Below are 26,777 nucleotides of genomic sequence, written 5' to 3'. Positions count from 1 at the left end.
TAGATGAAGTCCTGCGGGTACAGCACCAGGCCGAAGATGTAGAAGCGGCGCACGCCCAGGTCAAACAGCACCGCCTGGCGCTGGCCCCACTCCAGCCAGGGCAGGCCGTAGAACACCAGCTGGGTCAGCCAGACCATGGCCCAGCGCCAATTCGAGAACAGGCCCGAGACGCCGCGCGGGTATATCTTCTCGTGTGCCGCGTACAGGGAAATCAGGACCTCATCCGCCTCGTCCGCTTCCTTGGGCGGCACATAGCCCTCCTGCGCGACGATGGGGATGATCTTGCGTGCACCTGGTGCCTTGCTGTTCAACTATCTTCCTTCAAAGATGCAATTTTACCGACGAAACACCATTTGCATACTTACTTGGCAACGGCGCCACCATTGTTGGAAAGCCCCCAAACATAAGATGCCAACACGTGGATCTGAGCTTCAGTCAACTTGTCTGCCTGGGGAGGCATTACATTGACTTTGCCAGTGTTGATCATGGCAAGAATGGCGGCCTCGCCATAACCATGCAACCAAATATCGTCCGTCAGGTTCGGCGCACCAAGGGCCTGAGTGCCCTTGCCGTCCGCGCCGTGGCAAGCCGCACAAGCGGTGAATTTTTCTTTGCCAAGTGATGCCTGGACGGAGTCGTGCGGACTGCCTGACAGACTCAAAACATACTGCGCCACGTTCTTGACATCGTCCGCCGTACCCACCGCAGCTGCCATGGGCGGCATCATGCCATTACGTCCATTGATGATGTTTGCCTTGATGATTTCTGGCGTGCCGCCACCCAACCAGTCGTTGTCCGTCAGGTTAGGAAACCCCTTGTTACCCCGAGCATCGGAACCATGACATTGGGCACAGTTATTCATGAATAAGCGTTCTCCAATGGCCATGGCTTGTGCATCTTTCGCCACGTCTTCAGGTTTCATGGCGGAGAACTTGGCGTACAAAGGCGCGACCTCAGCATTGCCCTTATCCACCTCGGCCTGGTGTTGTCCAGTTGACGTCCATCCCAATTTTCCGCCGTAAGAACCCAATCCTGGATACAGGGCCAGATAAACAAACGCGAAAACGATCGTGATGACGAACAACCAAGCCCACCAACGCGGCAACGGATTGTTCATCTCGCGTAAATCACCATCCCAGACATGTCCGGTGCTGTTGTCGTTGGCGGTCATGGCGTGGGCTTTACCACTGAACCATAGCAGCAGCAGGCAGGCCAAGATACTGACAATGGTGATCCCGGTAACGTACAACGACCAGAAGTTACTTGTAAAGTCGCTCATTTTTTTTCCTTTTATTGCGGTTCGTCTATCTTGCTGAAAGGCAAGTTGGCGGCCTCGTCGAAATCAGCAGCATTCCGGCGGGAATAAGCCCACACGATGATTCCGATAAACGTGATAAAGCTAGCCACCGTGGCCCAAGAACGAAGCGTGTTGATATCGAGTTCCATAGAAATGTCTCCCGCCTATTTGACCGAGGTTCCCAATACCTGCAGATAGGCAATGACCGCTTCGATTTCAGTCTTGCCCTTGATCTCTTGCGTAGACTTGGCAATTTGCTCATCGGTGTAGGGTACGCCCACAACCCGCAAAGCCTTCATGTGGGCTGGCATGGACTCCGCGTCCACGGTGTCCTTGAGAAGCCAGGGATAAGCAGGCATATTGGATTCAGGCACCACGTCACGCGGATTGTTCAGATGGTCACGATGCCACTGATCGCTGTACTTGCCACCGACGCGATGCAGATCAGGGCCCGTGCGTTTGCTGCCCCACTGGAACGGATGGTCATACACAAACTCGCCAGCCATCGAGTAGTGGCCATAACGCAATGTCTCGGCACGGAATGGACGAATCATCTGCGAGTGGCAGTTGTAACAACCCTCGCGGGTGTAGATGTCGCGCCCGGCCAACTGGAGTGCAGTGTAGGGCATCAGTCCCTTAACCGGCTGCGTCGTGGACTTTTGGAAGAACAGCGGAACAATTTCCAGCAACCCACCCACCAGCAACACCAGAAGGATCAAAACGATCATCAGAAAGTTGTTGGTCTCGATTTTTTCATGCGACAGTTTGCCGCTTGCATTGTTATTTGCCATGGTTATTTCCTTCTCAGGCGTGAGCGGGTGCAACCGGAGCCGGAATGGTCACGGTGACGGACCTACCGCTAGTCGCAGTCTTCAATGTGTTCCAGAGCATGATCACCATACCGGTGAGGTACAGCAGTCCACCCAACAGACGCAACACGTAAAACGGGAAGGTCGCCTTGACGGACTCTACAAACGTGTAGGTCAGCGTACCGTCGGCGTTAATAGCGCGCCACATCAGACCCTGCATCACGCCGGCAATCCACATCGCGGCGATGTAAATAACGATACCGATGGTTGCTGTCCAAAAATGAATCTCAATCGCCTTGACGCTGTACATCTTCTTCTGACCAAACAGGCGCGGAATCAGGTAATACATGCTGCCCATGGTCACCAGGCCAACCCAACCCAGGGCGCCGGAATGCACATGGCCCACAGTCCAGTCGGTGTAGTGAGACAGTGCATTGACTGTCTTGATCGACATCATGGGACCTTCGAAGGTCGACATGCCGTAGAACGAAAGCGACACGATCAGGAACCGCAGAATTGGATCGTCACGCAGTTTGTGCCATGCGCCCGACAGCGTCATGATGCCGTTGATCATGCCGCCCCAGCTTGGCGCCAGCAGAATCAGGGAGAACACCATGCCCACTGATTGGGTCCAGTCAGGCAGTGCCGTGTAGTGCAGGTGGTGAGGACCCGCCCACATGTAAGTGAAGATCAGCGCCCAGAAGTGAACAATGGACAGACGATAGGAGTAAACCGGACGCTCAGCCTGCTTGGGAATGAAGTAATACATCATGCCCAGGAAGCCAGCTGTCAGGAAGAAACCCACGGCATTGTGGCCATACCACCACTGCACCATCGCATCCTGCACCCCGGCGTAAGCCGAGTAGGACTTCATGTAACCCGCCGGAATGGCAGCACTGTTGACCAAGTGCAGCAACGCGATAGCCAGAATAAAGGCTCCGAAAAACCAGTTCGCCACGTAAATGTGGCGAACTTTGCGGGTCCCGATGGTGCCAAAAAACACAATGGCAAATGACACCCAGACCAGTGTAATCAGGATGTCAATAGGCCACTCCAGCTCTGCATATTCCTTGCCTTCGGTGAAACCCAGTGGCAAAGAAACAGCGGCGGCTACGATAACCAGTTGCCAACCCCAAAAAGTGAAGGCTGCCAGCTTGTCACTGAACAGCCGAACGTGGCAGGTGCGCTGCGCAACATAATAAGCACTGGCAAACAAACCACAACCACCAAACGCAAAAATCACAGCATTGGTGTGCAGCGGGCGCAATCGGCCATAACTCAGCCACGGAATACCCAGATTAAGTTCAGGCCACGTCAGCTGCGCGGCGATGATCACGCCGACCAGCATGCCCACCACGCCCCAGACGACCGTCATGATGGCAAACTGCCTTACAACCTTGTCGTTGTAAGTAGTTGCTAGCGAATTAGGAAATATCATTTTCACCTCTTCTCAGTTAGTTTGAATCGAGTTTCCCATGGCAAACCCGTATACCTTTTGACACACATCAACCGTTCAAAGAAATTCTTATGAATCCTTAAGAATTCGCTCGCCTTCAGACTCAATGTCGTCAAATTGCCCACGGTAGATCGCCCACCACAGTCCCCCAAGTATGAAAAATACAAGAATGACCGAAAGCGGAATCAGTAAATAAAGAATGTCCATCAAACTTTCCCCTGTGGATTAGCCCTATCCGACAGCCGCAAGGCATTGAGCACGACTAACAGAGAGCTCAACGCCATGCCTAAACCGGCCAACCAGGCCGGCAGCCACCCGACCACGGCCAGAGGTACACACACCGCGTTATAAATGGCCGCCCACCAAAGATTCTGGCGCACTACACGCAGGGTACGACGGGACACTATCAATGTTCTTACAACGGCACCCAGTTGATCGCCCAACACCACAAAATCTGCCTGCGCCTGTGCCAATGGCACCGATTGACCAAACGCAAACGATACGTGGGCACCGGCGAGCACCGGGCCGTCATTGAGCCCGTCGCCCACGACTGCCACCTTGTGGCCACGCCGTTGTGCATTATTGAGAAAATCAAGCTTGTCTTGAGGTGAGCAATTGCCGCGAAACTCGGTGATGCCCACCTGCGCCGCCACCCGCGCCGCCGCCTGAGCACCATCTCCAGACAACAAGTGCACCGCCACACCCTCACGTTGAAGTGCTGCCACCGTGGCCAGCGCATCAGGACGCACATCCTCATGAAGCTCAAACGTGGCCAGCCAGCCTCGCTCGTCACTTAGACAAGCTTGCAGCGAATCAGATCGGGGCAACTCAAGGCCACAAAACGCGGCAGAACCAAGACGCACGTCAGTCGAGACGAGCGGGACATCGCCAGCCCCCACTTTGCCAACAACACCGCCGCCAGCGACCTCTTTCACCGCCTCTGCCTTCCAAGATGGGGAAGCGCCGAGTTCGCCTGCCGCAGCCACCAAGGCTCGGGACACCGGGTGAAGCGAATGTTGCGCCAATGCCGCTGCCATGCCCAGCACCTGCTCAATGAGGACGCCCTCACGCACCTGAGTCGAGGCCAGAACCATGGCATCCCGTGTCAAGGTCCCGGTTTTGTCAAACATCACCGTATCGATGGTTTCCATAGCTTCAAAAGCCTCCAGGCGACGCACCAGGACACCCCGTCGCGCCAGCATGCCCGCGGCAGCCAGCATGGCAGCCGGTGTCGCCAGAGACAAAGCACAAGGACAGGTGACAACAAGCACAGCCACGGCGACCATCAGCGCGCGCTCTGGATCCCGTCCCCACCAAAAAGCACAGGCCAATCCGGCAGCCAACAAAACCGCTATGAGAAAGGGCTTGGCAATACGGTCTGCCAACCGGGCCAAGGTCGGCTTGGTGGTTGACGCACTTTCCATGAGCGCAACAATCTGGGCGAAACGGGTTTGCTCGCCTGTTCGCTCCACCCGCGCCTGAACGACAGATGAAAGGTTATGGCTTCCCGCAATAACCGTGCTGCCAACACCACGCAATACCGGACGAGACTCCCCCGTGAGCAAGGCCTCATCGACCATCGTGTCGCCTTGTATCACCAGACCATCGGCGGGGAATGTCTCGCCAGGCAAGATGCGGATGACGTCTCCGGCCAGCAACCTGCGCACCGGAACCCGTTCAAAATTGCCGTCATCACACAGACGTGCCACGCTGTCTGGCAGCCGGTTCATTAGCGCTTCCAGCGCGCCGGCCGTTCGATCGCGCAAACGCAACTCCAGCCAACGGCCCGACAGCAGGAAAAAGACAAACATGGTGAGCGAGTCAAAATAAACTTCGCGACCAAAGATGCCCTGCGGATCAAACGTGCCAGCGGTGCTGACAACAAAGGTAATCAACATGCCGAGAGCCACTGGCAAATCCATGCTCACGCGTCGACTCGCAATATCGCGTAACGCATTGCCAAAAAACGGACCGCATGAGAAAAGAATCACCGGCAGGGTCAACACCCATGAGGCCCAGCGCAGAAGCTGCTCCATCTCGGCCGTTAAATCCCCGGGCGCTGCCACGTAGGCCGGATAGGCGTACATCATCACCTGCATCATGCAGAGCCCGGCTACAGCCAAACGCCATAACGCCTTGCGCGCTTCGCCTTTGCGGCGTTCACGGGCAAACGAATCATTGGCGGGCACCGCGCGGTAGCCTGCGGCTTGAACAGCCCGCATCCATACCGAGGGCTGGACCGCGTCGGACGCCCAGACCACGCGCGCACGGTGGCTGCCTGCGCCTACCTCGGCCGTCAGGACGCCGGGCACACTCAGCAGCGCATCCTCCACGGTCAGTGCGCAGGCCGCGCAGTGCATGCCTTCGATCAACAGATTGGACTCCCAGCAACCCGCCTTGTGGGTGTCAGGGCGACTGAAGGCAGACCACTCCTGCGGATCATCCAGGAGATGCAAGACATCCATCGTTGCTCCCGCGTCAGGCGATTGCACCTGATCCTGGTGGCGAGCATCGAGAAGGTTTTTAGGGGCCGCAACAAGGACGGCGAGATGATCATTGGACATTAGGTTGATGGGCGCCCGATAAGCTGCGCAGTTTACTTGACGAAAATCAGGACAGTGCAGAGCGACCAGAGTAAGCTTCCAGCCTCAACTCAAATAAGGAACAGTTCATGTACCAACGAATTCTTGTCGCCACCGATGGGTCCACATTGTCCAAGAAAGCGGTAAGCAGCGCTATTGCGCTGGCCGCATTGACGGGGGCAGAGTTGGTGGCCCTTAAAGTAATTCCGCGTTACCCGCAAAGCTATTTTGAAGGTGGCTTGGCCTTGCAGGCGGCCGAGGTCAGCCGAGTTGAGAAGCAGTGGGCAGAAGACGGGCAGGCAATCGTCGATGCTGTGCAAAAAGCGGCACTGGCAAAAGGTGTCAAAACCAAGGCCATCACGGTCAAGTCAGACCTGGTGTCGGACGCCATCATTGCCGCGGCAAAAAAGCAGAAATGCGATCTGATCGTGATGGCATCTCATGGTCGCCGCGGTATCAAACGCCTGTTGTTGGGCAGCGAAACCCAGCAAGTGCTGACACATTCCCACATTCCAGTTCTGGTTCTGCGCTAAAAAGGCGTTTAACCCTCGTAATATCTGCGCGAGTAGCTATTAATTTAACAGCTACTCAGTCGCCATTCAAGCCCCATATTGCGCGCGCAAAACATTCTTTTGAACCTTGCCCATGGCGTTGCGCGGCAAGGCATCCACCACAAAACATTGTTTGGGCACCTTGAAATTCGCCAGTTGTGCTTTCAGGCTGGCAATGATTTCACTGGGGTCGAGTGAAGCCCCTGGCTTGGCGATGACGAGAGCCACACCCACCTCGCCAAAATCAGCATGCGGGATGCCAACAACGGCGCTCTCGGCTACGCCGGGAAGGTCGTTAATAACGCCTTCTATTTCAGCGGGATAGACGTTGTAGCCGCCACTGATGATCAGGTCCTTGCTGCGCCCCACGATCGTCACATAGCCCAGCGCATCGATCTTGCCGACATCGCCGGTTTTGAAGTAGCCGTCGGCGGTGAATTCTTCCGCCGTTTTCTCCGGCATGCGCCAGTAGCCCTTGAACACATTGGGCCCCTTGACCTGGATGCCACCAATCTCTCCTGTCGCCACCGGCTGAGCGTCGTCATCCTGCACGCGCAGACTCACACCCGGCAGCGGAAAACCTACGGTGCCAGCCCTTCGCTCGCCATCGGCCTCGTGATACGGGTTGGAGGTGAGCATCAGCGTCTCGCTCATGCCGTAGCGCTCCAGAATGGTGTGGCCGGTTTTGGCCTGCCACTCGTTGAAGGTTTCAATCAGCAAGGGCGCCGACCCGGCGATGAACAAGCGCATATGGCGCGCCGCATCCACCGTCAGCCCTGGCTCGGCCAGCAGGCGCACATAGAGCGTGGGAACGCCCATGAACACGGTGGCCTCGGCCATTTTTTTGATTACCAGCCGGGGATCAAACTTACTCATCCAGATCATCTTGCTGCCGTTGAGCAGCGCCCCGTGAATGGCCACGAACAGACCATGCACATGGAAGATCGGCAAGGCGTGAATCAACACATCACCGCCCTCCTCCGCGCTGCGCCAGCCCCAGTAATCTTTCAGCACCCGCGCATTGCTCAACAGATTGCCATGGCTCAGCATGGCCCCTTTGGACCGGCCCGTGGTGCCACTGGTATACAGAATGGCAGCCAGGTCATCGGCTTGTCTGAACGCCACCGCGTGCTGGTCGGAACAATGGGCGACACGCTCCAGCAAGGAACCGGTGCGGTCGTCATTGAGGGTGAACACGCTTTGCGTGCCCGCCTTGAACGCAATCTTGCTGACCCAGCCGAAGTTCTTGGCCGTGCACACCACCACGGCGGGTTCGGCGTTGCCGATGAAATACTCGATCTCGGCGCTTTGGTAGGCCGTGTTGAGAGGCAAAAACACAAAGCCCGCGCGCAGGGTGGCCAAGTACAGCACCAAGGCCTCAACCGACTTCTCCACCTGTACCGCAATACGGGCACCAGGCGCCAGATCCAGCGACGCCAGCAAATTGGCCATCATGGCGGTGGCGCGATCGAGGTCGCGCCACGAGTAATACAGCCCGTTGTCGGTCTCGACGGCGACGGCGTCCAGGTCCTGGGGAAAGGCGGCACGAAGTGCCGAAAAAAGATTGCCGTTGCTCTGGCCAGAGTTGCTCTGTGTTTGCATATCGAATAGGGTGTTTGGCAAGAATGAATGTTGAAAGCTTGTCTGACTTAAGCGGCGCTTTAAAACGCGGGCTTTCTCTTCTCCAGAAAGGCCAGAATACCTTCGCGGTGTTCGGTGCTATCAGCGTAAGCGTAAGCGTTGTCAATCTGAATTGCTATCGAATCAATAGCTTTATGCGCATGCTCTACAAGGGCTAGAGGGCTATTTAATACCCGAATCGTCTGTTTATTGAGGCGCGCGGCCTGGGGGGCCAGGGCCACGATGCGCAGCGCGGCGGCCTGCGCTTGCGCGGCCAGCTCCGCATCCGGCAATACCTGGCTGAGAAACCCACGGGCCTTCATGTCCGCCGCGCTGAAAATCGCCGCCTCAAGCAGCATTTGGCGCGCCGTCGGCAGGCCAGCTTCCCGCGCAACCAGGGCCGCCTCGCGCGGCGCCATGGGAAAGCCCAGCCGGGCGATGGGCGCGCCAAATTTGGCGGAACTACCGGCCAGACGAATGTCACAGCAGCTGGCCATTTCAAGCCCCGCCCCCATGCAATTGCCTTCGATCTGCGCCACGATGGGCACATCGCAAGCCAGCATGGCCTGCAAACCGCCCCAGACGTCGTTTTCATGAAAGTCGCGCAGGCTGGATTCCTGAAACCGAAAATCAGCGTACTCCGATATATCGCCACCGGAACAGAAGTTGCCCCTGTCTCCCAGCACCACGACGCAGCGTATGTCTGTGCTGTTTTGCACACCCTCAAAAACCGTGCGCAGTTCGCGCCACATGATGCGCGACATGGCATTGAAGCGCGGTGGGTGGCTGATGGTGACCCGCGCCACGCCCGCCTGCTGCGCCAACTGGATGCAGCCCGGGGTTGTTGTTGAACGGGCCGGCTTAGTCAAGTTTGGCACCGGAAGCCTTGACCACTGCTGCCCAGCGTTTGACCTCATTGCTGACAAAACTGCCGAACTGCGGCGGTGTCAGGTTGCCAAACTCCGCGCCATTGCTGGCCCAGATGGCTTTGAGCTCGTCGGTGGCGGCGGCGCGGCGCATTTCTTCGACGATCCAGGCCTGGACATCGGCGGGTGTACCTTTGGGCGCCCACAAGCCATACCAGGTGGTGACGGTGTAGTCCGGCAAACCCAATTCGCCGGCACAGGGCACATCGGGAAAGGCCGGGTTGCGCTTCAAGCCGGACACCATCAACGCCTTGATGCGACCACCCTTGATGTGCCCGGCAGACGAACCCAATCCGTCAAACATCATGTCCACATTGCCCGCCATCAGATCCCCCAAGGCCGGGCCCGCCCCGCGATAAGGAATATGGGTGATAAAAGTCTGGGTTTGCTGCTTGAACAACTCCCCTGCCAGATGGTGCGAAGTACCGCTACCGGCCGAGCCATAGTTCATGCGACCCGGGTTTTTGCGTACCTGCGCCAAAAATGCCTTGAAGTCGCCCGGCACCAGCTTCGGGTTGACCACCAGTACCTGCGGCACATTGGCCATCAGGGCCAGCGGCGCGAAATCCTTCTCGATGTCGTAGTCGAGCCTGGGATACATCGACGGCGCAATGGCGTGATGTACTGCCCCCATGAAGAGCGTGTAACCGTCCGGCTGGGCTTTGGCCGCAATACTGGCCCCGACGGTGCCACCGGCCCCGCCCCGGTTATCAATGATGAGCTGTCGACCGGTCAATTTGGCGAATTGCGCCGACAGCGGCCGGGCGAAAGCGTCAGTGCCGCCCCCGGCTGGAAAAGGAACGACCACGGTCACGGGCCTAGCTGGCCAGCTCGTCTGCGCGAACCCCGGCAGTGCGCTGCTGGCCAGGGTGGCTGCGGCAAGGCGTAAAACGTCGCGCCGGGGGTTATGTGTGAGGTGCATCAAAGTCATGTCTGTCTCCTGTAATATTTTTAAAAACGAAAGCCAACCTTCAAAATTCCAGGGCTTCGATGTCGCCTGAAATCGGTATTTTTCTTTGTTCCAGTTGTGCCCGGTACTTGTCCAGACGCTTGAGGTCATAAAGGTAATTGACCATCATTCCGTAAGACTGCTTGAGGCCCTTTGCCGACGGGTCACCGCCCCAGTTCAGCCGTTCAATCCGCGCGCCGTTGCCCAGATGAAAGCGTGCCACCGGGTCAAGCGGCTTGCCATCCACCAGCTCCCGGCCCAGATACTGGGCGGCGCTTTGCAAAAGCAGGTGGCGCACCGGCGATTTGGCGTCCAGCTCCAGCGCCTTGTCGGCGGCAGCCAACAGCTGTGTCGCCGTCACAGACTCACATCCCAAGGCTCGGCCGAGCTCCGCGCGGGCCTTGTCATCCAGCTTGTCAAGCATGGCGCTGGCGTTCTTGCCCAGCCAGGCACGAAAGCCCGGGATCGGCGAGAGCGTGGCAAATGTCTTGAGACGGGGAAACTCGGCCTTGAGGGTTTCGACCACGCGCTTGATCAATGAGTCACCGAAGCTCACGCCGCGCAGCCCGATCTGAGTGTTGCTGATGGAGTAAAAAATTGCCGTGGTCGCCTTGTTCAGGTCTGCCGCGTCAGCTGATTCATCAAGCAAGGGGGTGATGCTGTCAGCCATCGTATTCATCAAGGCGACTTCGACAAAAATCAGCGGATCATCCGGCAAGCGGGGATGAAAGAAGCCGTAGCAGCGCCGATCCGAGTCCAGCCGGTTCTTCACGTCGGCCCAGCCTTTGATATCGTGCACCGCTTCGTACTTGATCAGCTTCTCGATCAGGGACGCGGGTGAATCCCAGCTGATGCGGCGCAGGTCCAGAAAGCCCACGTCAAACCAGGTGGAAAACATGTACTCCATCTCGATATCCAGCGCCTGCAGGCGCTTGTCGGATTTGAGGTGAGGCAGCATCTCGGCGCGCAGGTCGACCAAAAACCGGATTCCTTCTGGAAATGCACTGAAACGCTGCAGCAAACGCCTGCGCGGTGATACCGTGGCGCGGCGGTAATGCACCTCGGCAGCGGCCTCATCAGGCGTCCCCGCCGCAGCAGCAAATTGGGCCTGCGCCGATTTGACGACTTGCGGATCTGCCACGAACTGTTCGCTCATCAACAGCCAGCAATCGCGCCGCTCTGCGGCCGTGGCCGCAGCGTACCACTGCGCCACGCCACTGGCGCGGCGCCCGCCTTCCACCTCGCTCACCCGGCTGTCCACCACCGCCTGCAACTCCGTCAGCGTGCGGCGCAGAACGCGTGGTGACAGGGCCTCTTCCCCGTGCCGCAAGGTGCCGGCCAGGCGCTCGCGCGTGGAACGCGAGGGTGAACGGCCACCTGCGCTGACGGGTGCAGCAGGAAGACCACCAAAGACTCCTGTTTTAATAGCACCTTCCGCTTTATTGGCGGGGGCTGAAGCCCTGTTTATATTGGAAGTGGCGACGGGCAAGAGTTTAGAAACCTTGCGGCTGATCCAATCGGTTGTATTCATGCCAGGAGCCTGCTTTTTTGGTTACGCGCGAGTTCGCGCAGGGCCTCACGCTGACGCGTGAGGTGGGTTCGCATGGCGGCATCAGCGCTTTCGCAGTCGCGCGCTCTCAACGCCGCATAGATGGCCAGATGCTCACTCAAGCTCTGCTCCAGCCGGCCCGGCGCATGCAGTTGCTGCAGCCGGGCCAGCTTGAGTATCTTGCGCAAATCGGCGATCACCTGGGCCAGCCAACGGTTGTTGGCCAAGGTGATGATGGCCTCATGAATGGCGAAGTTGGTGGCGTAATAGTCGTTGATGCGCCGGGCTTTGGCGTGCTTCTCCAGGCGCTCGTGCAGCACATCCAGTGCGGCGATGTCGGCATCAGTGGCATTGCGCGCGGCCTCAAAGGCGCAGCGCCCCTCCAGCATGGCAATCACGGGAAAGATCTCGTCCAGATCCCGCTCGGTCACCTCGCTCACAAAACAGCCTCGGCGCGGCTCGTGGCGTACCAAACCCTCGGCGCTAAGCACCTTGAGCGCCTCGCGTAGCGGTGTGCGCGATATTTTCAGACTCGCGCAGAGTGCAGCTTCGTCAATGAAACTGCCTGGCGCCAATGTGCCAGCGAATATCTGGTCGCGCAGAAGCACCGCGACTTCATCGTGCAAGGAGTTGTGAACCAGTCGCATGGTCGTCTTTTCAGGTCGTAGGGTGTGCCGTGATCAGGCTGTAATTTTCAATAATTACGCATAATTATGGCCGTATAAAACTCGGCGCACAAGGTTTTTTACCCCCGTACAAACCCGAGTTTTGCGAAGAACGTCAGTTGGAGGTACGGGTCTGAGCCCAGCGCCACAACACCACCCCGCCCACAATCATGGGCAGACACAGCCACTGCCCCATGCTCATGCCCAGCGACAAAATACCGAGATGCGCATCGGGCTCGCGGAAAAACTCGGCTATGAATCGAAACACCCCATAGCCCAGCAAAAAGGCGGCCGACACCTGGCCCTGCTTGCGTTCCTTGCGGGCGTACAACCACAGCAAGACGAACAAAAGCAGCCCTTCCATCAAGAATTGATACACCTGTGATGGGTGACGCGGCAAATCGCCCGCGCCTTGAAACACCATGCCCCAAGGCAGGTCCGGACTACTCAAACGGCCCCACAACTCACCATTGATAAAGTTGCCCACCCGCCCTGCCGCCAAGCCCGTGGGCACGCAGGGCGCAACAAAATCGGTCACCTGCAGCCAGGGCTTGCGGCGTGAGCGGGCAAACCAGATCATGGCGACAAAGACGCCCAACATGCCGCCATGAAAGCTCATGCCGCCTTGCCACACCGCAAAAACCTCCAGCGGATGCGCCAGGTAATAGAGAGGCTTGTAAAACAGGCAATAGCCGATACGGCCACCCAGCACCACGCCCATCACCCCCAGGAACAGGATGTCTTCCACGTCCCGGCGCGACCACGCACCGGGCTCCTTGATGGAAGCATAGGGTTGATGCCGCAGGCGCAAAATACCCAACAGCATGAACAGGCCAAAAGCGGCCAGATAGGTCAACCCGTACCAATGAATGGCCAGAGGCCCGAGTTGAAGCGCGACAGGATTAATTTGGGGATGAATCAGCATGGCGGCATTGTGCACGCACGCCATGCAGATCCTGACGCGGATCAGGAATGTTCGATGCGAACGTACTCAAAATCCTGCGGTTGGTTGTTGATGCCCACGCGCGGCGGCGCAATCCAGCTGGCGTATTTGCCAGGCTCCACGCACGGCTTCATCAGCGAGTTGATGTAGGCGTGGTCCTCGTCATTGCACAGCCAGTCGCCCCGCTGGGCGTTCCACGCTTCGGCGCTCAGCAGTTCGCCGGCCGGGCTGATGTGCGCGTTGACAAACTCACCAATCCTGCGGTTAAAGCCCTTGTGCGGCTGGCTGAACTTGAAGGCAATGCCGGACTTCTCGATCACCTTGTTCCAGCGATCGATACCGCCCTGGCAGTCGGCAATATAGTCCTCGAGCAGGCGACTGTTGATGGCGCGCAGGGCCGGCACGTCTTCGGTCACAAACTGGTCGTCGATCACGCGCAACACCGGGTAGGTGGCGTTTTCCAGCTGGTGGTCGTCATCAATGGCGGTTTCGTTGAAGCGGCCTTTAAGGCCGGTGCTGAACGCACTGGCCGCGTTGGATGAAATCTCGGAGCCGAACAAATCACGCGTGACCGACATGTGAAAGTTGGCCTTCTTCTGCAACGTGGGCAGGTCGATCACGCCCAGTTTGCGAATGGCGTCCTTGGCGTAGGGGTCGGTGATGCCGGCCGCCTTCATGGCCAGGCAAGTGGCCTCAACAGTACGGCCGACGCCGGTTTCACCTACAAACAGGTGGTGCGCCTCTTCGGTCAGCATGAAGCGGCAGCTGCGCGACAAGGGATCAAAACCCGACTGCGCCAGTGCCGCCAGCTGCATCTTGCCGTCACGATCGGTGAAGTAGGTGAACATGAAGAAGCTCAGCCAGTCGGGTGTGCGCTCGTTGAAAGCGCCCAGAATGCGCGGGTTGTCCTCGTGGCCGGAGCGGCGCTCCAGCAGCGCCTGCGCCTCTTCGCGCCCGTCGCGGCCGAAATATTTGACCAGCAGGTAAACCATCGCCCACAGGTGGCGGCCCTCTTCTACATTCACCTGGAACAGGTTGCGCATGTCGTACAGCGACGGCGCCGTGGCACCCAGAAAGCGCTGCTGCTCCACCGAGGCCGGTTCGGTGTCGCCCTGCACCACGATCAGGCGGCGCAGCAATGAGCGGTATTCACCCGGCACTTCCTGCCAGGCGGGCTCGCCTTTGTGGCTGCCGCAGGGAATGGTGCGCCCTTCTTCCTTGGGCGCCAGCAAAATGCCCCAACGGTAGTCCGGCATCTTGACGTGGCCGAACTTGGCCCAGCCGCTCGGGTCCACACCCACCGCCGTGCGCAGGTAGACGTCGGAGGTCTGGAAGCCTTCAGGGCCCATGTCTTTCCACCACTCCAGGTACTTGGGCTGCCACCCTTCCAGGGCACGCTGCAACTGCTTGTCGGACGACAAGTCGACGTTATTGGGGATCAGGTCGTCGTAATTGACCGCGACAAAAACGTCGCTCTGGATGGCTTCGACCGGTTCAATGATTTCCGTGGCTTCGGTGGTTTCGCTCATGATGTCTCCTGCGATATAGGGATTAAAAGCATCGATAATAGGCAATATATTGCTTTACATGAAATCGACAAATGCATTGTTATGCATGCACGAAGACAATTCTTTGATCTAACACAAGTTATATGAGCAAGATGCTGCATTAATCCCGTACAAATTCCACAAATCGCGCCAGCGTTGGGCTGATGCCCTCGTGCCGCCAGACCAGGCTGGTTTCGCAGCCCGGCATCGCGCTGGCCCTTGTGCCCGGCCCGTGTTGGGCCAGCAGCACCTCGCGATACACCACACCGGAGCGCTGAAACTGGCGCACGCTTTCAGGCACCCAGGCCACGCCCAAGCCCGCCGACACCAGGTTGACGATGGTCTGCATCTGGATGGCTTCCTGCGCCACGGCGGGCAGGCAGCCGGCGGCGTGGTACAGCGCAAAAATCGCATCAAACAGCGAGGGCACAATGCGGCGCGGAAAGATGATCAGTGGCTCGGCCAGCACATCACTCAAAGCCAGCACCGCCTGGATTGCCAGTGGATGGTGTTCGGGCAAGGCGAGCACCAGGGGCTCCTGGGTGATCAGCAAGCGCGCCAGCCCGGCCGGGGCAAAACCTGGTGCATGCAGCATAAAGCCGGCATCGATCTCGCCGCGTTCCAGACCCTGCAACTGCACGTCACCCGTGGCCTCCAGCAAGTCCAGCTGCACTTGGGGATAAAGCTCGCGAAACGCCCGCACCCACTGCGGCAACTGGACAAAGCCCACGGTGGACACAAAAGCCAACCGCAGCCGCCCCACTTCGCCCGCTGCGGCGGCCCGGGCCTGCGCTGGTAAAGCTTGCGCGCGCGCCAGCAAATCCAGTACGACGGGCAACAAGGCTTGACCGGTCGCGGTGAGCTGCACGCTGCGCTTGGTGCGGTCAAACAGGCGCACACCCAGCAGCTTTTCCAGTTGGATAATCGCTTGCGTCAAGGGTGGCTGGGTCATGTGCAGGCGCGTGGCGGCGTGACCAAAGTGCAGTTCTTCCGCCACGGCCACGAACTGGCGCCACAACCGGAGTTCAATGAGATGCGGGGTCAACGCGGGCGGAAACGGGGGATTGATGGACTCATTCATATGCCATACATATTAATCAACACTTAAAAATATATTGGAACAACTTTGTCGTGCGGCGCATACTCTGGCCTGAAAAACTGCAACCCCATTACAAGAGATTCCTCATGGAAACCAAACCCGTCATCCTGAACCCGCGCAGCAAGAACATCACCGAGGGCAAGTCGCGCGCGCCCAACCGCTCCATGTACTACGCCATGGGTTACGAGGCCGACGACTTCAAGAAGCCCATGATCGGTGTCGCCAACGGCCACAGCACCATCACACCGTGCAACAGCGGTCTGCAAAAGCTGGCCGATGCCGCGATTGCCGCGATTGAAGAGGCCGGCGGTAACGCCCAAGTGTTCGGCACCCCCACCATTTCCGACGGCATGGCCATGGGCACCGAGGGCATGAAGTATTCGCTGGTCAGCCGCGAAGTGATTTCCGACTGCATCGAGACCTGCGTGCAAGGCCAGTGGATGGACGGCGTGCTGGTGGTGGGCGGTTGCGACAAAAACATGCCGGGCGGCCTGATGGGCATGCTGCGCGCCAACGTGCCCGCCATTTATGTGTATGGCGGCACCATTCTGCCCGGCCATTACAAGGGCAAAGACCTGAACATCGTGAGCGTGTTTGAAGCCGTGGGCGAAAACGCCGCCGGCCGCATGAGTGACGAAGACCTGCTGCAAATCGAACGCCGCGCCATCCCCGGCACCGGCTCTTGCGGCGGCATGTACACGGCCAACACCATGTCGTCAGCGTTCGAGGCACTAGGCATATCCCTGCCCTATTCCAGCACCATGGCGAACCCACATGACGAAAAAATGAACTCGGCCCAGGAATCGGCCAAGGTCCTCATTGAAGCAGTCAAGAAAGATATCAAACCCCGCGACATCGTCACCCGCAAATCGATTGAAAACGCCGTCGCCGTCATCATGGCCACGGGCGGCTCGACCAATGCCGTACTGCACTTCCTGGCCATCGCACACGCCGCCGGTGTGGAGTGGACGATTGACGACTTTGAACGCGTGCGCGTCAAAACCCCCGTGCTGTGCGACCTCAAACCCAGCGGCAAATACCTTGCGGTGGACCTGCACCAGGCTGGCGGCATCCCGCAAGTCATGAAAATGCTGCTATCGACCGGCCTATTGCATGGCGACTGCATCACCATCTCCGGTCAAACCATTGCCGAAGTGCTGAAGGATGTGCCAGACGCGCCCCGTGCCGATCAAGATGTGATTCGCCCCCTGAGCAACCCGATGTACGCGCAGGGCCACTTGGCCATTCTGAAGGGCAACCTGTCACCGGAAGGCTGCGTGGCCAAGATTACCGGCCTGAAAAACCCGGTGATGACTGGCCCAGCCCGCGTGTTTGACGATGAGCAATCGGCCCTGGCCGCCATTCTGGCCAACAAAATCGTGGCTGGCGACGTGATGGTGCTGCGCTATCTGGGCCCCAAAGGCGGCCCCGGCATGCCCGAAATGCTGGCCCCCACCGGTGCACTGATCGGCCAAGGCCTGGGCGAATCCGTGGGCCTGATCACCGACGGCCGTTTCTCGGGCGGTACCTGGGGTATGGTGGTGGGCCACGTCGCGCCCGAAGCGGCTGTTGGCGGCACGATCGCCTTTATCCATGAGGGTGACTCCATCACCATCGATGCGCACCAGTTGCTGCTGCAACTCAATGTTAGCGACGAAGAAATCGCCACACGCCGTGCGGCGTGGACAGCCCCGCTACCCCGCTATACACGGGGCGTGCAGGCCAAGTTTGCGTTCAATGCTTCAACGGCCAGCAAGGGCGCGGTGCTCGACAACTACTGAAGCACGGCTGATCTAAAGACCGGAAAAAAGCCCGCCCAGCAATGCTGGGCGGGCTTTTTTTTGATTCGTCAACGTCGCTTCTTTTTGGCTATGGTTCCCAAGGCTTCGTGGTTTCTGTCTATACGTGCCTGACGACGCTCGTTTTCCCGTTCCATGGCTTTCTTCTTGGTGTACCCCGAACTGTCCGCCCAAGCCCACCAGAGCACAGCCAAACCAAATGGCACGGCAATGATCCACCAGTCCCAGGCGGCCACCGGCCCAATCTCAAGATACTTCAGGGCCAGCAAAACCAGCCCAAGTCCCAATAAATACATCCGACTCTCCCGTCAATTCTCAAAAAGCCTACATGTAATACGTGTCAACCACCGTCCTTACAATGCCGTTATTGGACTGTAAACCATCCCTAAAGGAAGAACTGATGAATCGTGCCCTCTTTGCCGTCGTCGTAGCCGCCGCCGCAACTTCTGTGACTGCACCTGCGTTTGCCGATCAGGCGCTCGCTACTTCCAAAAACTGCATGGCTTGCCATGCCGTTGACAAAAAATTGGTGGGACCGGCCTATAAGGATGTCGCCAAGAAGTACGCCGGCCAAAAAGATGCGGCCGACAAGCTGGCCGCCAAAATCATGAAAGGCGGATCAGGCGTTTGGGGTGCCATTCCCATGCCAGCCAACCCACAAGTCAACGAGGCGGAGGCCAAGAAACTGGCCGCCTGGGTTCTGGCGAGCTGATCCAGCCTGTCTGGTTACCTCATAAAAAAAAGCCCGCATATGCGGGCTTTTTTCATGGGCTTTTATTATCAAATAAGCCGGTAGCCCATGTAGCACGGGCGCAACCAGCTACTATTTTTATAGTATCAGTAAGTTTGACCCAGCTGATCCAGAATCGCAGGGTTCTCCAGCGTCGAGGTATCCTGGGTGATGGACTCGCCCTTGGCCAGCGAACGCAACAGGCGTCGCATGATCTTGCCGGAACGGGTCTTTGGCAGATTTTCGCCAAAGCGGATGTCCTTCGGCTTGGCAATCGGACCAATCTCTTTAGCCACCCAGTCACGCAGAATTTTGGCAATAGCCTTGGCATCGTCGCCGGTAGGACAGGGACCTTTGAGCACCACAAACGCGCAAATCGCTTCACCCGTCAGGTCATCCGGACGTCCCACCACGGCTGCTTCGGCCACCAGGTCAGACTTGGCCACCAAGGCCGACTCAATTTCCATGGTACCCATGCGGTGGCCGGATACGTTCAGCACGTCGTCAATACGGCCGGTGATGCGGAAGTAACCGCGATCGGCACTGCGCACGGCGCCATCACCGGCCAGGTAAGTCGTGCCGCCCAACTCTTCAGGGAAATAGCTTTTCTTGAAGCGGTCCGGGTCATTCCAGATGTTGCGAATCATCGAAGGCCAGGGGCGTTTGATGACCAGCAAGCCGCCGGAACCATTGGGCACATCGGCGCCCGCTTCGTCCACGATGGCGGCCATGATGCCGGGCAGTGGCAAGGTGCAGCTACCGGGCACCAGCGGCGTGGCGCCTGGCAGCGGCGTGATCATGTGGCCACCGGTTTCGGTCTGCCAGAAGGTGTCCACAATCGGGCAACGCTCGCCGCCGACATGCTTGTAGTACCACATCCAGGCTTCGGGATTGATGGGCTCGCCGACCGTGCCCAGGATACGCAGACTGCTCAGATCCGAGCGGTCTGGATGAACTTTTTCATCCCCCTCGGCGGACTTGATCAGCGAGCGAATAGCGGTAGGTGCCGTATAGAAAATGGTGCACTTGTGGCGCTCGATCATCTGCCAGAAACGGCCGGCGTTCGGGTAGGTCGGGATGCCTTCAAAAATAACCTGGGTAGCGCCCGCCGCCAAGGGACCATAGGCCACATAGGCGTGGCCGGTAATCCAGCCAATGTCAGCGGTACACCAGAAAACATCGGAGGGCTGAATGTCAAAGGTCCAGTCCATGGTCAGCTTGGCCCACAGCAGGAAGCCGCCAGTGGAATGCTGCACGCCCTTGGGTTTGCCGGTCGAGCCGGAGGTGAAAAGAATAAACAAAGGATGCTCGGCACCGACCGACACGGGCGCACATTCGGTGCTTTGACCGGCCAGTGCTTCAGTGAAGGTTACGTCACGTCCCGCCACCATATTGCAGGCACTAGCAGTGCGTTGGTACACGAAAACGGTCTTGATGGATTCGCAACCACCCAAAGCCAGACCTTCGTCCACAATCGCCTTCAAAGGCAATTCTTTGCCGCCGCGCATCTGGTAATTGCAAGTGACGACGGCCACCGCACCCGCGTCAATGATGCGTTCTTGCAGCGCCTTGGCTGAGAAACCGCCGAACACCACGCTGTGGGTGGCGCCAATGCGAGCACAAGCCTGCATGGCAATCACGCCTTCAAGCGTCATGGGCATGTAAACCAATACCCGGTCGCCCTTTTGAATGCCATGGGCCTTAAGCGCGTTGGCAAACTGGCTTACCTTGGCCAGCAGTTCCTTGTAGCTGGTCTTGGTGACCGTGCCGTCATCCGCTTCAAAAATCACGGCCGTTTTGTTCTCGACCGGCGTGCCCATGTGCTTGTCCAGGCAGTTGGCCGAGGCGTTGAGTTCGCCGTCGTCAAACCACTTGTAAAACGGTGCATTCGACTCGTCCAGCGTTTTGGTGAAGGGCTTGTCCCACATCACGTTTTCACGGGCCAGACGAGCCCAAAAACCTTCAAAGTCTTTTTCGGCCTCGGCGCACAGCGCGTTGTAGCCTTCCATGCCGGAAATACGGGCGGCTTTCATAATCGCCTCACTCGGCGGGAAAACCCGGTTTTCAACCAATGTGGATTCAATGGCGGTCGTTGGTGCACTCATCTGAAGCTCTCCTCTAGTTAAATTGAATTGTTCGAGACTGTCGGGGCTCGCACTTACAGGCCACTGACTGACCTCAAACTTGGCAAGGCATCGGCCACGGCCTGCTGTCTTGCGCGCCCCCTACAATGGCCCGACCCATAGCAAACTATAGCCCTTCAATGACGCCACCTTCCCCGGAAAACACGCCTCGCCTGCGCCCCATCCCGCGCTTTATATTTGCCAGCCGCTGGCTGCAACTGCCGCTCTATCTGGGCCTGATCGCCGCCCAGGGTGTGTATGTGTTCCATTTTTGGGTTGAACTCCTGCACTTGCTGGAAGCCGCATTTGGCAACCAGACGGCCTTGCAAGCCTTGATCACCAGCATCGGCTACAAAGAAATCGGCCCCACGGCCGCCCTGAACGAAACCATCATCATGCTGGTGGTGCTGGCCCTGATCGACGTTGTCATGATCTCCAATCTGCTGATCATGGTCATTGTCGGGGGCTATGAAACCTTTGTCAGCCGCATGGACCTGGAGGGTCATCGCGACCAGCCGGAGTGGCTTAGCCATGTGAACGCCTCGGTGCTCAAGGTCAAGCTGGCCACGGCCATCATCGGTATCAGCTCCATCCACCTGCTCAAGACCTTCATCAACGCGGCGAACTACGACGAAAAAGTACTGATCGCCCAAACCGCGATTCACATCACGTTTTTGCTGTCGGCCATGGCCATCGCCTACACCGACCGTTTGATGTCGCGGACGCAGAACGAAGCGCATTAAAGCCATGTCGAGATTGTTATCGGCAATGTTCGTCGTCGTTGCCGCAGTTGCCCTGGCGGCCTGCAGCGACGAGCCTAAAGACACGCACCCCGACCAGCTGGTCAGCAAGCGCCGGGCCATTTTCAAGCAGTTCACGCGCACCCTGGAGCCGATGGGCCTGGTGGCGCGGGACCGCAAGGACTACAACCCGCGTGAGCTCAACATCAGCGCCCTGGAACTGGAAAAGCTCTCCAAACAGCCCTGGACCTATTTCACCCCGGACAGCAATTACCCGCCCACCCATGCCAAAGCCGATGTTTGGCAAAAGCCCGCTGAATTTAAGGAAGCCCAAGACAAGTACCTGACGACCGTGAGTCATCTCGTCAAGGCGGCACAAGGTGGCGACCTGGACCTTATCCGACCCGCGGTCAACGACGTGCAAAAAAGTTGTAAGTCCTGCCACAACCAGTTCCGCAACGACGCCGCCAGCTGACTCTTGGCGGCCTGGCTGACCTGCCGCGTCAGGTTGCCGTGGGCCGGCCTGGTTAAACTTGGCGCCGATTTCAAACTGTCTATCCCCCCGAATACCTGAGGTTTCGCACCATGACCACCATCCGCCAGGCCGACCTGATCGAGTCCGTTGCCGCCGCCCTGCAATACATCAGCTACTACCATCCCGCCGACTACATCGCCCATCTCGCCCGAGCCTATGAGCGCGAGCAAAGTCCGGCAGCCAAGGACGCCATCGCGCAAATCCTGACCAATAGCAAGATGAGCGCGACCGGCCACCGCCCGATTTGCCAGGACACCGGCATCGTCAACGTGTTCCTCAAGGTCGGCATGGATGTGCGCTGGGACGGCTTCACCGGCAGCCTGGACGACGCTATCAACGAAGGCGTGCGCCGTGCCTACAACCACCCCGACAACACCTTGCGCGCCAGCGTGGTGGCCGATCCGCAGTTTGAGCGCAAGAACACCAAAGACAACACACCGGCCGTGATCTTCACGGAAATCGTGCCCGGCAACACGCTGGAAGTGACGGTAGCGGCCAAGGGCGGCGGCAGTGAAAACAAAAGCAAGATGGTCATGCTCAACCCCGGCGACTCAGTCGTGGACTGGGTGCTGAAAACCGTGCCGACCATGGGCGCCGGCTGGTGCCCCCCCGGCATGCTAGGCATCGGCATTGGCGGCACGGCCGAAAAAGCCGTGCTGATGGCCAAGGAAAGCCTGATGGACGATCTGGACATGTACGAGTTGCAGGCAAAGTCATCCAGCGGCGCGGAGCTCACCAAAACCGAAGCCCTGCGCCTCGAATTGTTCGAGAAGGTCAATGCCCTTGGCATTGGCGCGCAAGGCCTGGGCGGCCTCACCACCGTGCTGGACATCAAGATCAAGATGTACCCGACCCACGCCGCCAGCAAGCCGGTGGCGATGATTCCCAACTGCGCGGCCACGCGCCACGCCCATTTCGTAATGGACGGCAGCGGCCCGGTTTACCTGGACCCACCGTCGCTCGACTTGTGGCCGGATGTCCAGTGGACGCCCGACTATGTTAAGAGCAAAAAGGTCGACCTCAACACCCTGACCAAGGAAGAAGTGGCCAGCTGGAAGCCCGGTGACACCCTGCTGCTCAACGGCAAGATGCTGACCGGCCGCGACGCCGCCCACAAGCGCATCCAGGACATGCTGGCCAAGGGCGAAAAGCTGCCGGTGGACTTCACCAACCGCGTGATTTACTACGTCGGCCCGGTCGACCCAGTCAAGGGCGAGGCGGTGGGCCCGGCCGGCCCCACCACGGCCACCCGGATGGACGACTTCACCGAGATGATGTTGAGCGAGACCGGCCTGATCTCGATGATCGGCAAGGCCGAGCGCGGCCCGGTGGCGATTGCGGCCATCAAAAAACACAAGAGCGCCTACCTGATGGCGGTGGGCGGCGCCGCTTATCTGGTCAGCAAGGCGATCAAGACGGCCAAAGTCGTCGGCTTTGCCGACCTCGGCATGGAAGCCATTTACGAATTTGATGTGGTCGACATGCCGGTCACCGTGGCGGTCGATTCCGGCGGCACCAGCGCCCACATCACCGGCCCGGCCGAGTGGCAACAGCGCATTGCGACCGGCGAGTTCAAGGGCATTGCAGTCGCTGCCGAGTAACTTAAACCGCCACTGAAATTGGGCTCTACCCCCAATCCAGTCAAGCACCCGATCGGGGTGTTTGACAGTGGCATCGGCGGCTTGAGCATTCTCAAAGCCCTGCGCGCCGAACTGCCGTTCGAGGACTTTGTCTACGTCGCTGACAGCAGCCATGCGCCCTATGGCGAGCGCGACGACGGCTTTGTCGTCGCCCGCTCGCGGGCCATCACCCAGCGCCTGCTGACGCATGAGCACGGCAAGATCAAGGCACTGGTCATCGCCTGCAACACCGCCACCGCGGCCGCCATTCACTTGCTGCGAGAAGAACACCCCGAGCTTCCCATCGTCGGCGTTGAACCGGCGCTCAAACCGGCTGTGGCCTGCAGCAAGAACCGGCGCATTGGCGTCATGACCACGCGCGGCACGCTGGGCAGCGCCAAGTTTCGAGCGCTGGTTGAGTCCCTGACAAATCAAGCCCATTTCGTTTGCCAGCCCTGCGATGGCCTGGCGGATGCCATCGAACGCCAAGATACTACAAAAATAATAGCGCTCTGTGCACATTACACGGGGGCTATGGGCCAATTTGGCATAAAAGATGGCGAAATTGACACGCTGGTCCTGGGCTGCACGCACTACCCGTTTGCCAGCGAACACCTGCGCAAGCTGGTCGGCCCGGAAGTCCGCCTGATCGACAACGGCGAACCGGTGGCACGCCAGACGCGCCGTCGGCTGACAAGCCTGGCGCCACCTGATACGCCTGGACGCTGCCGGCTGCTTGCCACCGGCGATGGCGCAGCCCTCCAAAATGCGGCTCGACACTGGCTGGGCCTGGATGGCCCGGTGGAGTCGCTGTCGATCTGAGCCGCCTCAGCGGCGGATTTTCGCTCGGAAAACCAGTGCTTTTTCTCTTCCAAGGCAAGCGCATGGAAACGCGTACAAGCGCATACTTTGCGTCCACGCGCAAGCATATCAACAGGAAATCGCCATGACACTCTGCCCCATCGCCCTCGCCGTCGGATGCCAGAAATGCCCAGCCTTCAAAATTTGTCCGGTCAAGACGCTCATTGGTGACGCCCCAAAGGCCCAGGAAGAAAAGCCCGTGACCGTTCGAAAGCCCGCACCGGCCCGCAAAAAAGCAAAAAAATAACCCGACGCCGGGGCGCGAGATAATCGCACCCCATGAATCCACTGCTTTCCCGTTTACAGCCCTACCCCTTCGAGCGACTGCGCCAGCTATTCGCCAACATCACCCCCAACCCGGCCCTGCGACCCATCAGCTTGGGCATGGGCGAACCCAAACATCCCACACCCGCATTCATCCAGCAGGCCATGGTGGAGGCCATTGTGAGCAGCCCCAGTGGCCTGGCGGCTTACCCGGCGACCGCTGGCGAGCCCCGGTTGCGTGAGGTCTTTGCCCATTGGCTCAAGCAGCGCTACGGCTTGGACGTGAACCCGGCGACCCAGATGTTGCCGGTGAACGGCTCGCGCGAGGCCCTGTTTGCCCTGACCCAGACCATCGTCAACACAGGCCCCGCGGGCGGCAACGCCGAGCAGGCGCCCATCGTGGTCTGCCCCAACCCCTTCTATCAAATCTACGAAGGCGCAGCACTGCTGGCCGGCGCCCAGCCCTGGTTTGTGCCGACCGACCCGGCGCGCAATTTCGCGCAAGACTGGGACAGCGTGCCCGACGCCGTGTGGGCTCGCACCCAGCTGCTGTTTGTCTGCTCGCCGGGCAACCCCACCGGCGCGGTGATGCCGCTGACCGAATGGAAGAAGCTGTTTGACTTGAGCGACCGCTACGGCTTTGTGATCGCCTCGGACGAGTGCTACAGCGAGATCTATTTCCGCGATGATTTGCAAGGAGGGCCCCCGCTGGGCGGCATGGAAGCCGCCACCCAACTGGGCCGTGCTGATTTCAAGAACCTGGTCTCTTTCACCAGCCTGTCCAAACGCAGCAATGTGCCGGGCATGCGCAGTGGTTTTGTGGCGGGCGACGCCGCCATCATGAAGCAGTTTTTGCTCTACCGCACCTACCATGGCAGCGCCATGAGTCCGGTGGTGCAGGCCGCCAGCATCGCCGCCTGGGGCGACGAGCAGCACGTCATCGAGAACCGGGCCTTGTACCGCAGCAAGTTTGCGCAAGTCACGCCACTGCTGGCCGAAGTGCTGGAGGTGGCGCTGCCGGATGCCGGCTTCTATTTGTGGGCCAAAGTGAAGGGCAATGACGCGGATTTCGCGCGTGAATTGTTCACTCTTTACAATGTGACGGTTTTGCCCGGTTCCTATTTGGCCCGTGACAGTCACGGCGCGAACCCCGGCGAAGGACGAATCCGCATGGCCCTGGTGGCCGAAACCGCTGAATGCGTTGAGGCGGCTCTTCGCATTGTCCAGTTTGTCAAATCCAGAACTTAAATCCGATACTGAAACCTTAGAGGCCTTTCCATGACCCAACAACTCCAAAACATCATCGACGCCGCATGGGAAGACCGTGCCAATGTCTCCGTCAAATCCGCGCCCAAAGAGGTGTCCGAGGCGGTCGAGCACGTGCTCTCCCAGCTCGACTCCGGCGCCCTGCGCGTTGCCACCCGCGAGGCCGTGGGCCAGTGGACCGTTCACCAATGGGTCAAAAAAGCGGTGCTCCTGAGCTTTCGCCTGTCCGACAACGAGATCATGCAAGCCGGCGACCTGGGCTTTTACGACAAGGTGCCGACCAAATTTGCCGGGCTGAACGAAGAAGCCATGAAAGCCACCGGCGTGCGCGTGGTGCCGCCCGCCGTGGCGCGCCGTGGCAGCTACCTGGCCAAGGGCGTGATCCTCATGCCTTCCTTCGTCAACATCGGTGCCTATGTGGACGAAGGCAGCATGGTCGACACCTGGGCCGCGGTCGGTTCGTGCGCGCAGATTGGCAAGAATGTGCACCTGAGCGGCGGCGTCGGCATCGGCGGCGTGCTGGAGCCGATGCAGGCCAACCCGACCATCATCGAGGACAACTGCTTTATCGGTGCCCGCTCGGAAATCGTGGAAGGCGTGATCGTGGAAGAGAACTCGGTCATTTCCATGGGCGTCTACATTGGCCAGAGCACCCCCATTTATGACCGCGCCACCGGCACAACCAGCTACGGCCGTATCCCCGCCGGCTCAGTCGTGATCAGCGGCAACCTGCCCAAAGATGGCGGCAAATACAGCTTGTACGCGGCGATCATCGTCAAGCGGGTGGACGCGCAAACACGCGCCAAAACCAGCTTGAACGACTTGCTGCGCGACTGATCCGCCTTCC

General features: G+C 59.0%; 25 protein-coding genes and 1 pseudogene. 9 read left to right on the top strand and 17 right to left on the bottom strand.

What is annotated here, in order from left to right; genetic code table 11:
• The 7 genes and pseudogenes from C5P05_RS14340 to C5P05_RS14310 form a co-directional block, all read right to left on the bottom strand.
• Window positions 1-311, bottom strand: a pseudogene (locus C5P05_RS14340) (cytochrome c oxidase accessory protein CcoG); the annotation flags it as partial.
• A gap of 50 nt (window positions 312-361) precedes the next feature.
• Window positions 362-1,279 (bottom strand): cytochrome-c oxidase, cbb3-type subunit III, encoded by a 918-nt coding sequence (gene ccoP, locus C5P05_RS14335; RefSeq protein ID WP_114970521.1) that lies wholly within the window; start codon window positions 1,277-1,279, stop codon window positions 362-364.
• A gap of 11 nt (window positions 1,280-1,290) precedes the next feature.
• Window positions 1,291-1,446 (bottom strand): cbb3-type cytochrome oxidase subunit 3, encoded by a 156-nt coding sequence (locus C5P05_RS14330; RefSeq protein ID WP_114970520.1) that lies wholly within the window; start codon window positions 1,444-1,446, stop codon window positions 1,291-1,293.
• Window positions 1,447-1,461: 15 nt separating this feature from the next.
• Window positions 1,462-2,088, bottom strand: a complete 627-nt coding sequence (ccoO, locus tag C5P05_RS14325) for a cytochrome-c oxidase, cbb3-type subunit II (protein ID WP_198674718.1) — start codon at window positions 2,086-2,088, stop codon at window positions 1,462-1,464.
• Between the two features lie 13 nt (window positions 2,089-2,101).
• Complete coding sequence (ccoN, locus tag C5P05_RS14320) at window positions 2,102-3,544, bottom strand: cytochrome-c oxidase, cbb3-type subunit I (RefSeq protein ID WP_114970519.1); 1,443 nt, start codon at window positions 3,542-3,544, stop codon at window positions 2,102-2,104.
• An 87-nt stretch (window positions 3,545-3,631) separates the two neighbouring features.
• Complete coding sequence (gene ccoS, locus C5P05_RS14315) at window positions 3,632-3,769, bottom strand: cbb3-type cytochrome oxidase assembly protein CcoS (protein WP_114970518.1); 138 nt, start codon at window positions 3,767-3,769, stop codon at window positions 3,632-3,634.
• The gene (locus C5P05_RS14310) at window positions 3,769-6,027 is read right to left on the bottom strand and encodes a heavy metal translocating P-type ATPase (protein ID WP_232834496.1); all 2,259 of its coding nucleotides are present in this window, start codon (window positions 6,025-6,027) and stop codon (window positions 3,769-3,771) included. Before C5P05_RS14310 ends, ccoS begins: the two co-directional genes overlap by 1 nt.
• Window positions 6,028-6,233: 206 nt before the next feature.
• Between C5P05_RS14310 and C5P05_RS14305 the strand changes: the two genes are divergently transcribed.
• Window positions 6,234-6,677, top strand: coding sequence for a universal stress protein (locus C5P05_RS14305; RefSeq protein ID WP_114970516.1), 444 nt, complete (start codon window positions 6,234-6,236; stop codon window positions 6,675-6,677).
• A 66-nt stretch (window positions 6,678-6,743) separates the two neighbouring features.
• On the opposite strand, the gene C5P05_RS14300 is transcribed toward C5P05_RS14305, so the two are convergent.
• The 8 genes from C5P05_RS14300 to C5P05_RS14265 form a co-directional block, all read right to left on the bottom strand.
• A complete protein-coding gene (locus C5P05_RS14300; protein ID WP_114970515.1) occupies window positions 6,744-8,297 on the bottom strand; it encodes a malonate--CoA ligase in 1,554 nt (517 codons plus the stop codon).
• A gap of 59 nt (window positions 8,298-8,356) precedes the next feature.
• On the bottom strand, window positions 8,357-9,184 hold the full coding sequence (locus C5P05_RS14295) for an enoyl-CoA hydratase/isomerase family protein (protein WP_420130754.1): 828 nt from the start codon (window positions 9,182-9,184) through the stop codon (window positions 8,357-8,359).
• Window positions 9,177-10,172 carry a Bug family tripartite tricarboxylate transporter substrate binding protein gene (locus C5P05_RS14290; RefSeq protein ID WP_420130753.1) on the bottom strand — a complete coding sequence of 332 codons (996 nt, stop codon included), beginning with the start codon at window positions 10,170-10,172 and terminating at the stop codon, window positions 9,177-9,179. The genes C5P05_RS14295 and C5P05_RS14290 overlap by 8 nt, the downstream gene beginning before the upstream one ends.
• Before the next feature lie 40 nt (window positions 10,173-10,212).
• Window positions 10,213-11,721, bottom strand: coding sequence for a malonyl-CoA decarboxylase (locus tag C5P05_RS14285; RefSeq protein ID WP_114970513.1), 1,509 nt, complete (start codon window positions 11,719-11,721; stop codon window positions 10,213-10,215).
• Window positions 11,718-12,386, bottom strand: coding sequence for a GntR family transcriptional regulator (locus C5P05_RS14280; protein WP_114970512.1), 669 nt, complete (start codon window positions 12,384-12,386; stop codon window positions 11,718-11,720). Before C5P05_RS14280 ends, C5P05_RS14285 begins: the two co-directional genes overlap by 4 nt.
• A gap of 133 nt (window positions 12,387-12,519) precedes the next feature.
• On the bottom strand, window positions 12,520-13,329 hold the full coding sequence (lgt, locus tag C5P05_RS14275; protein ID WP_114970511.1) for a prolipoprotein diacylglyceryl transferase: 810 nt from the start codon (window positions 13,327-13,329) through the stop codon (window positions 12,520-12,522).
• Window positions 13,330-13,370: 41 nt separating this feature from the next.
• Window positions 13,371-14,876 carry a benzoyl-CoA 2,3-epoxidase subunit BoxB gene (gene boxB, locus C5P05_RS14270; protein WP_232834495.1) on the bottom strand — a complete coding sequence of 502 codons (1,506 nt, stop codon included), beginning with the start codon at window positions 14,874-14,876 and terminating at the stop codon, window positions 13,371-13,373.
• A gap of 139 nt (window positions 14,877-15,015) precedes the next feature.
• Complete coding sequence (locus tag C5P05_RS14265) at window positions 15,016-15,975, bottom strand: LysR family transcriptional regulator (protein ID WP_198674717.1); 960 nt, start codon at window positions 15,973-15,975, stop codon at window positions 15,016-15,018.
• A gap of 104 nt (window positions 15,976-16,079) precedes the next feature.
• On the opposite strand from C5P05_RS14265, the gene ilvD reads away from it, so the two are divergent.
• A complete protein-coding gene (ilvD, locus tag C5P05_RS14260; RefSeq protein WP_114970510.1) occupies window positions 16,080-17,774 on the top strand; it encodes a dihydroxy-acid dehydratase in 1,695 nt (564 codons plus the stop codon).
• 68 nt (window positions 17,775-17,842) lie between these two features.
• Here ilvD and C5P05_RS14255 read toward each other — a convergent pair whose 3' ends face one another.
• Window positions 17,843-18,088, bottom strand: coding sequence for a TIGR04438 family Trp-rich protein (locus C5P05_RS14255; protein WP_114970509.1), 246 nt, complete (start codon window positions 18,086-18,088; stop codon window positions 17,843-17,845).
• Window positions 18,089-18,192: 104 nt separating this feature from the next.
• On the opposite strand from C5P05_RS14255, the gene C5P05_RS14250 reads away from it, so the two are divergent.
• Entirely contained in the window at window positions 18,193-18,504 is a 312-nt protein-coding gene (locus C5P05_RS14250; protein ID WP_114970508.1) for a c-type cytochrome, read from the top strand.
• 125 nt (window positions 18,505-18,629) lie between these two features.
• Here the strand turns inward: C5P05_RS14250 and acs are convergent, their stop codons facing one another.
• Window positions 18,630-20,627: an acetate--CoA ligase gene (gene acs, locus C5P05_RS14245; RefSeq protein ID WP_114970507.1), complete on the bottom strand. Its 1,998-nt coding sequence runs from the start codon at window positions 20,625-20,627 to the stop codon at window positions 18,630-18,632.
• Window positions 20,628-20,785: 158 nt separating this feature from the next.
• Between acs and C5P05_RS14240 the strand changes: the two genes are divergently transcribed.
• The 6 genes from C5P05_RS14240 (at window position 20,786) to dapD (ending at window position 26,767) form a co-directional block, all read left to right on the top strand.
• On the top strand, window positions 20,786-21,388 hold the full coding sequence (locus tag C5P05_RS14240; RefSeq protein WP_114970506.1) for a YqhA family protein: 603 nt from the start codon (window positions 20,786-20,788) through the stop codon (window positions 21,386-21,388).
• Window positions 21,389-21,392: 4 nt separating this feature from the next.
• Complete coding sequence (locus C5P05_RS14235; RefSeq protein WP_114970505.1) at window positions 21,393-21,860, top strand: c-type cytochrome; 468 nt, start codon at window positions 21,393-21,395, stop codon at window positions 21,858-21,860.
• A 110-nt stretch (window positions 21,861-21,970) separates the two neighbouring features.
• The gene (locus tag C5P05_RS14230; RefSeq protein WP_114970504.1) at window positions 21,971-23,521 is read left to right on the top strand and encodes a fumarate hydratase; all 1,551 of its coding nucleotides are present in this window, start codon (window positions 21,971-21,973) and stop codon (window positions 23,519-23,521) included.
• Window positions 23,522-23,539: 18 nt separating this feature from the next.
• A complete protein-coding gene (gene murI, locus C5P05_RS14225) occupies window positions 23,540-24,361 on the top strand; it encodes a glutamate racemase (RefSeq protein ID WP_114970503.1) in 822 nt (273 codons plus the stop codon).
• Between the two features lie 318 nt (window positions 24,362-24,679).
• Window positions 24,680-25,912, top strand: a complete 1,233-nt coding sequence (gene dapC / locus C5P05_RS14220; protein WP_114970502.1) for a succinyldiaminopimelate transaminase — start codon at window positions 24,680-24,682, stop codon at window positions 25,910-25,912.
• Between the two features lie 30 nt (window positions 25,913-25,942).
• Entirely contained in the window at window positions 25,943-26,767 is an 825-nt protein-coding gene (gene dapD, locus C5P05_RS14215) for a 2,3,4,5-tetrahydropyridine-2,6-dicarboxylate N-succinyltransferase (protein ID WP_114970501.1), read from the top strand.
• Window positions 26,768-26,777 lie beyond the last annotated feature (10 nt).

It is taken from the genome of Rhodoferax ferrireducens, assembly GCF_003347515.1.
GTDB lineage: Bacteria > Pseudomonadota > Gammaproteobacteria > Burkholderiales > Burkholderiaceae_C > Rhodoferax.
Note: the sequence above shows the minus strand (reverse complement) of the source record. Positions and strands in the feature narration are given on the sequence as shown.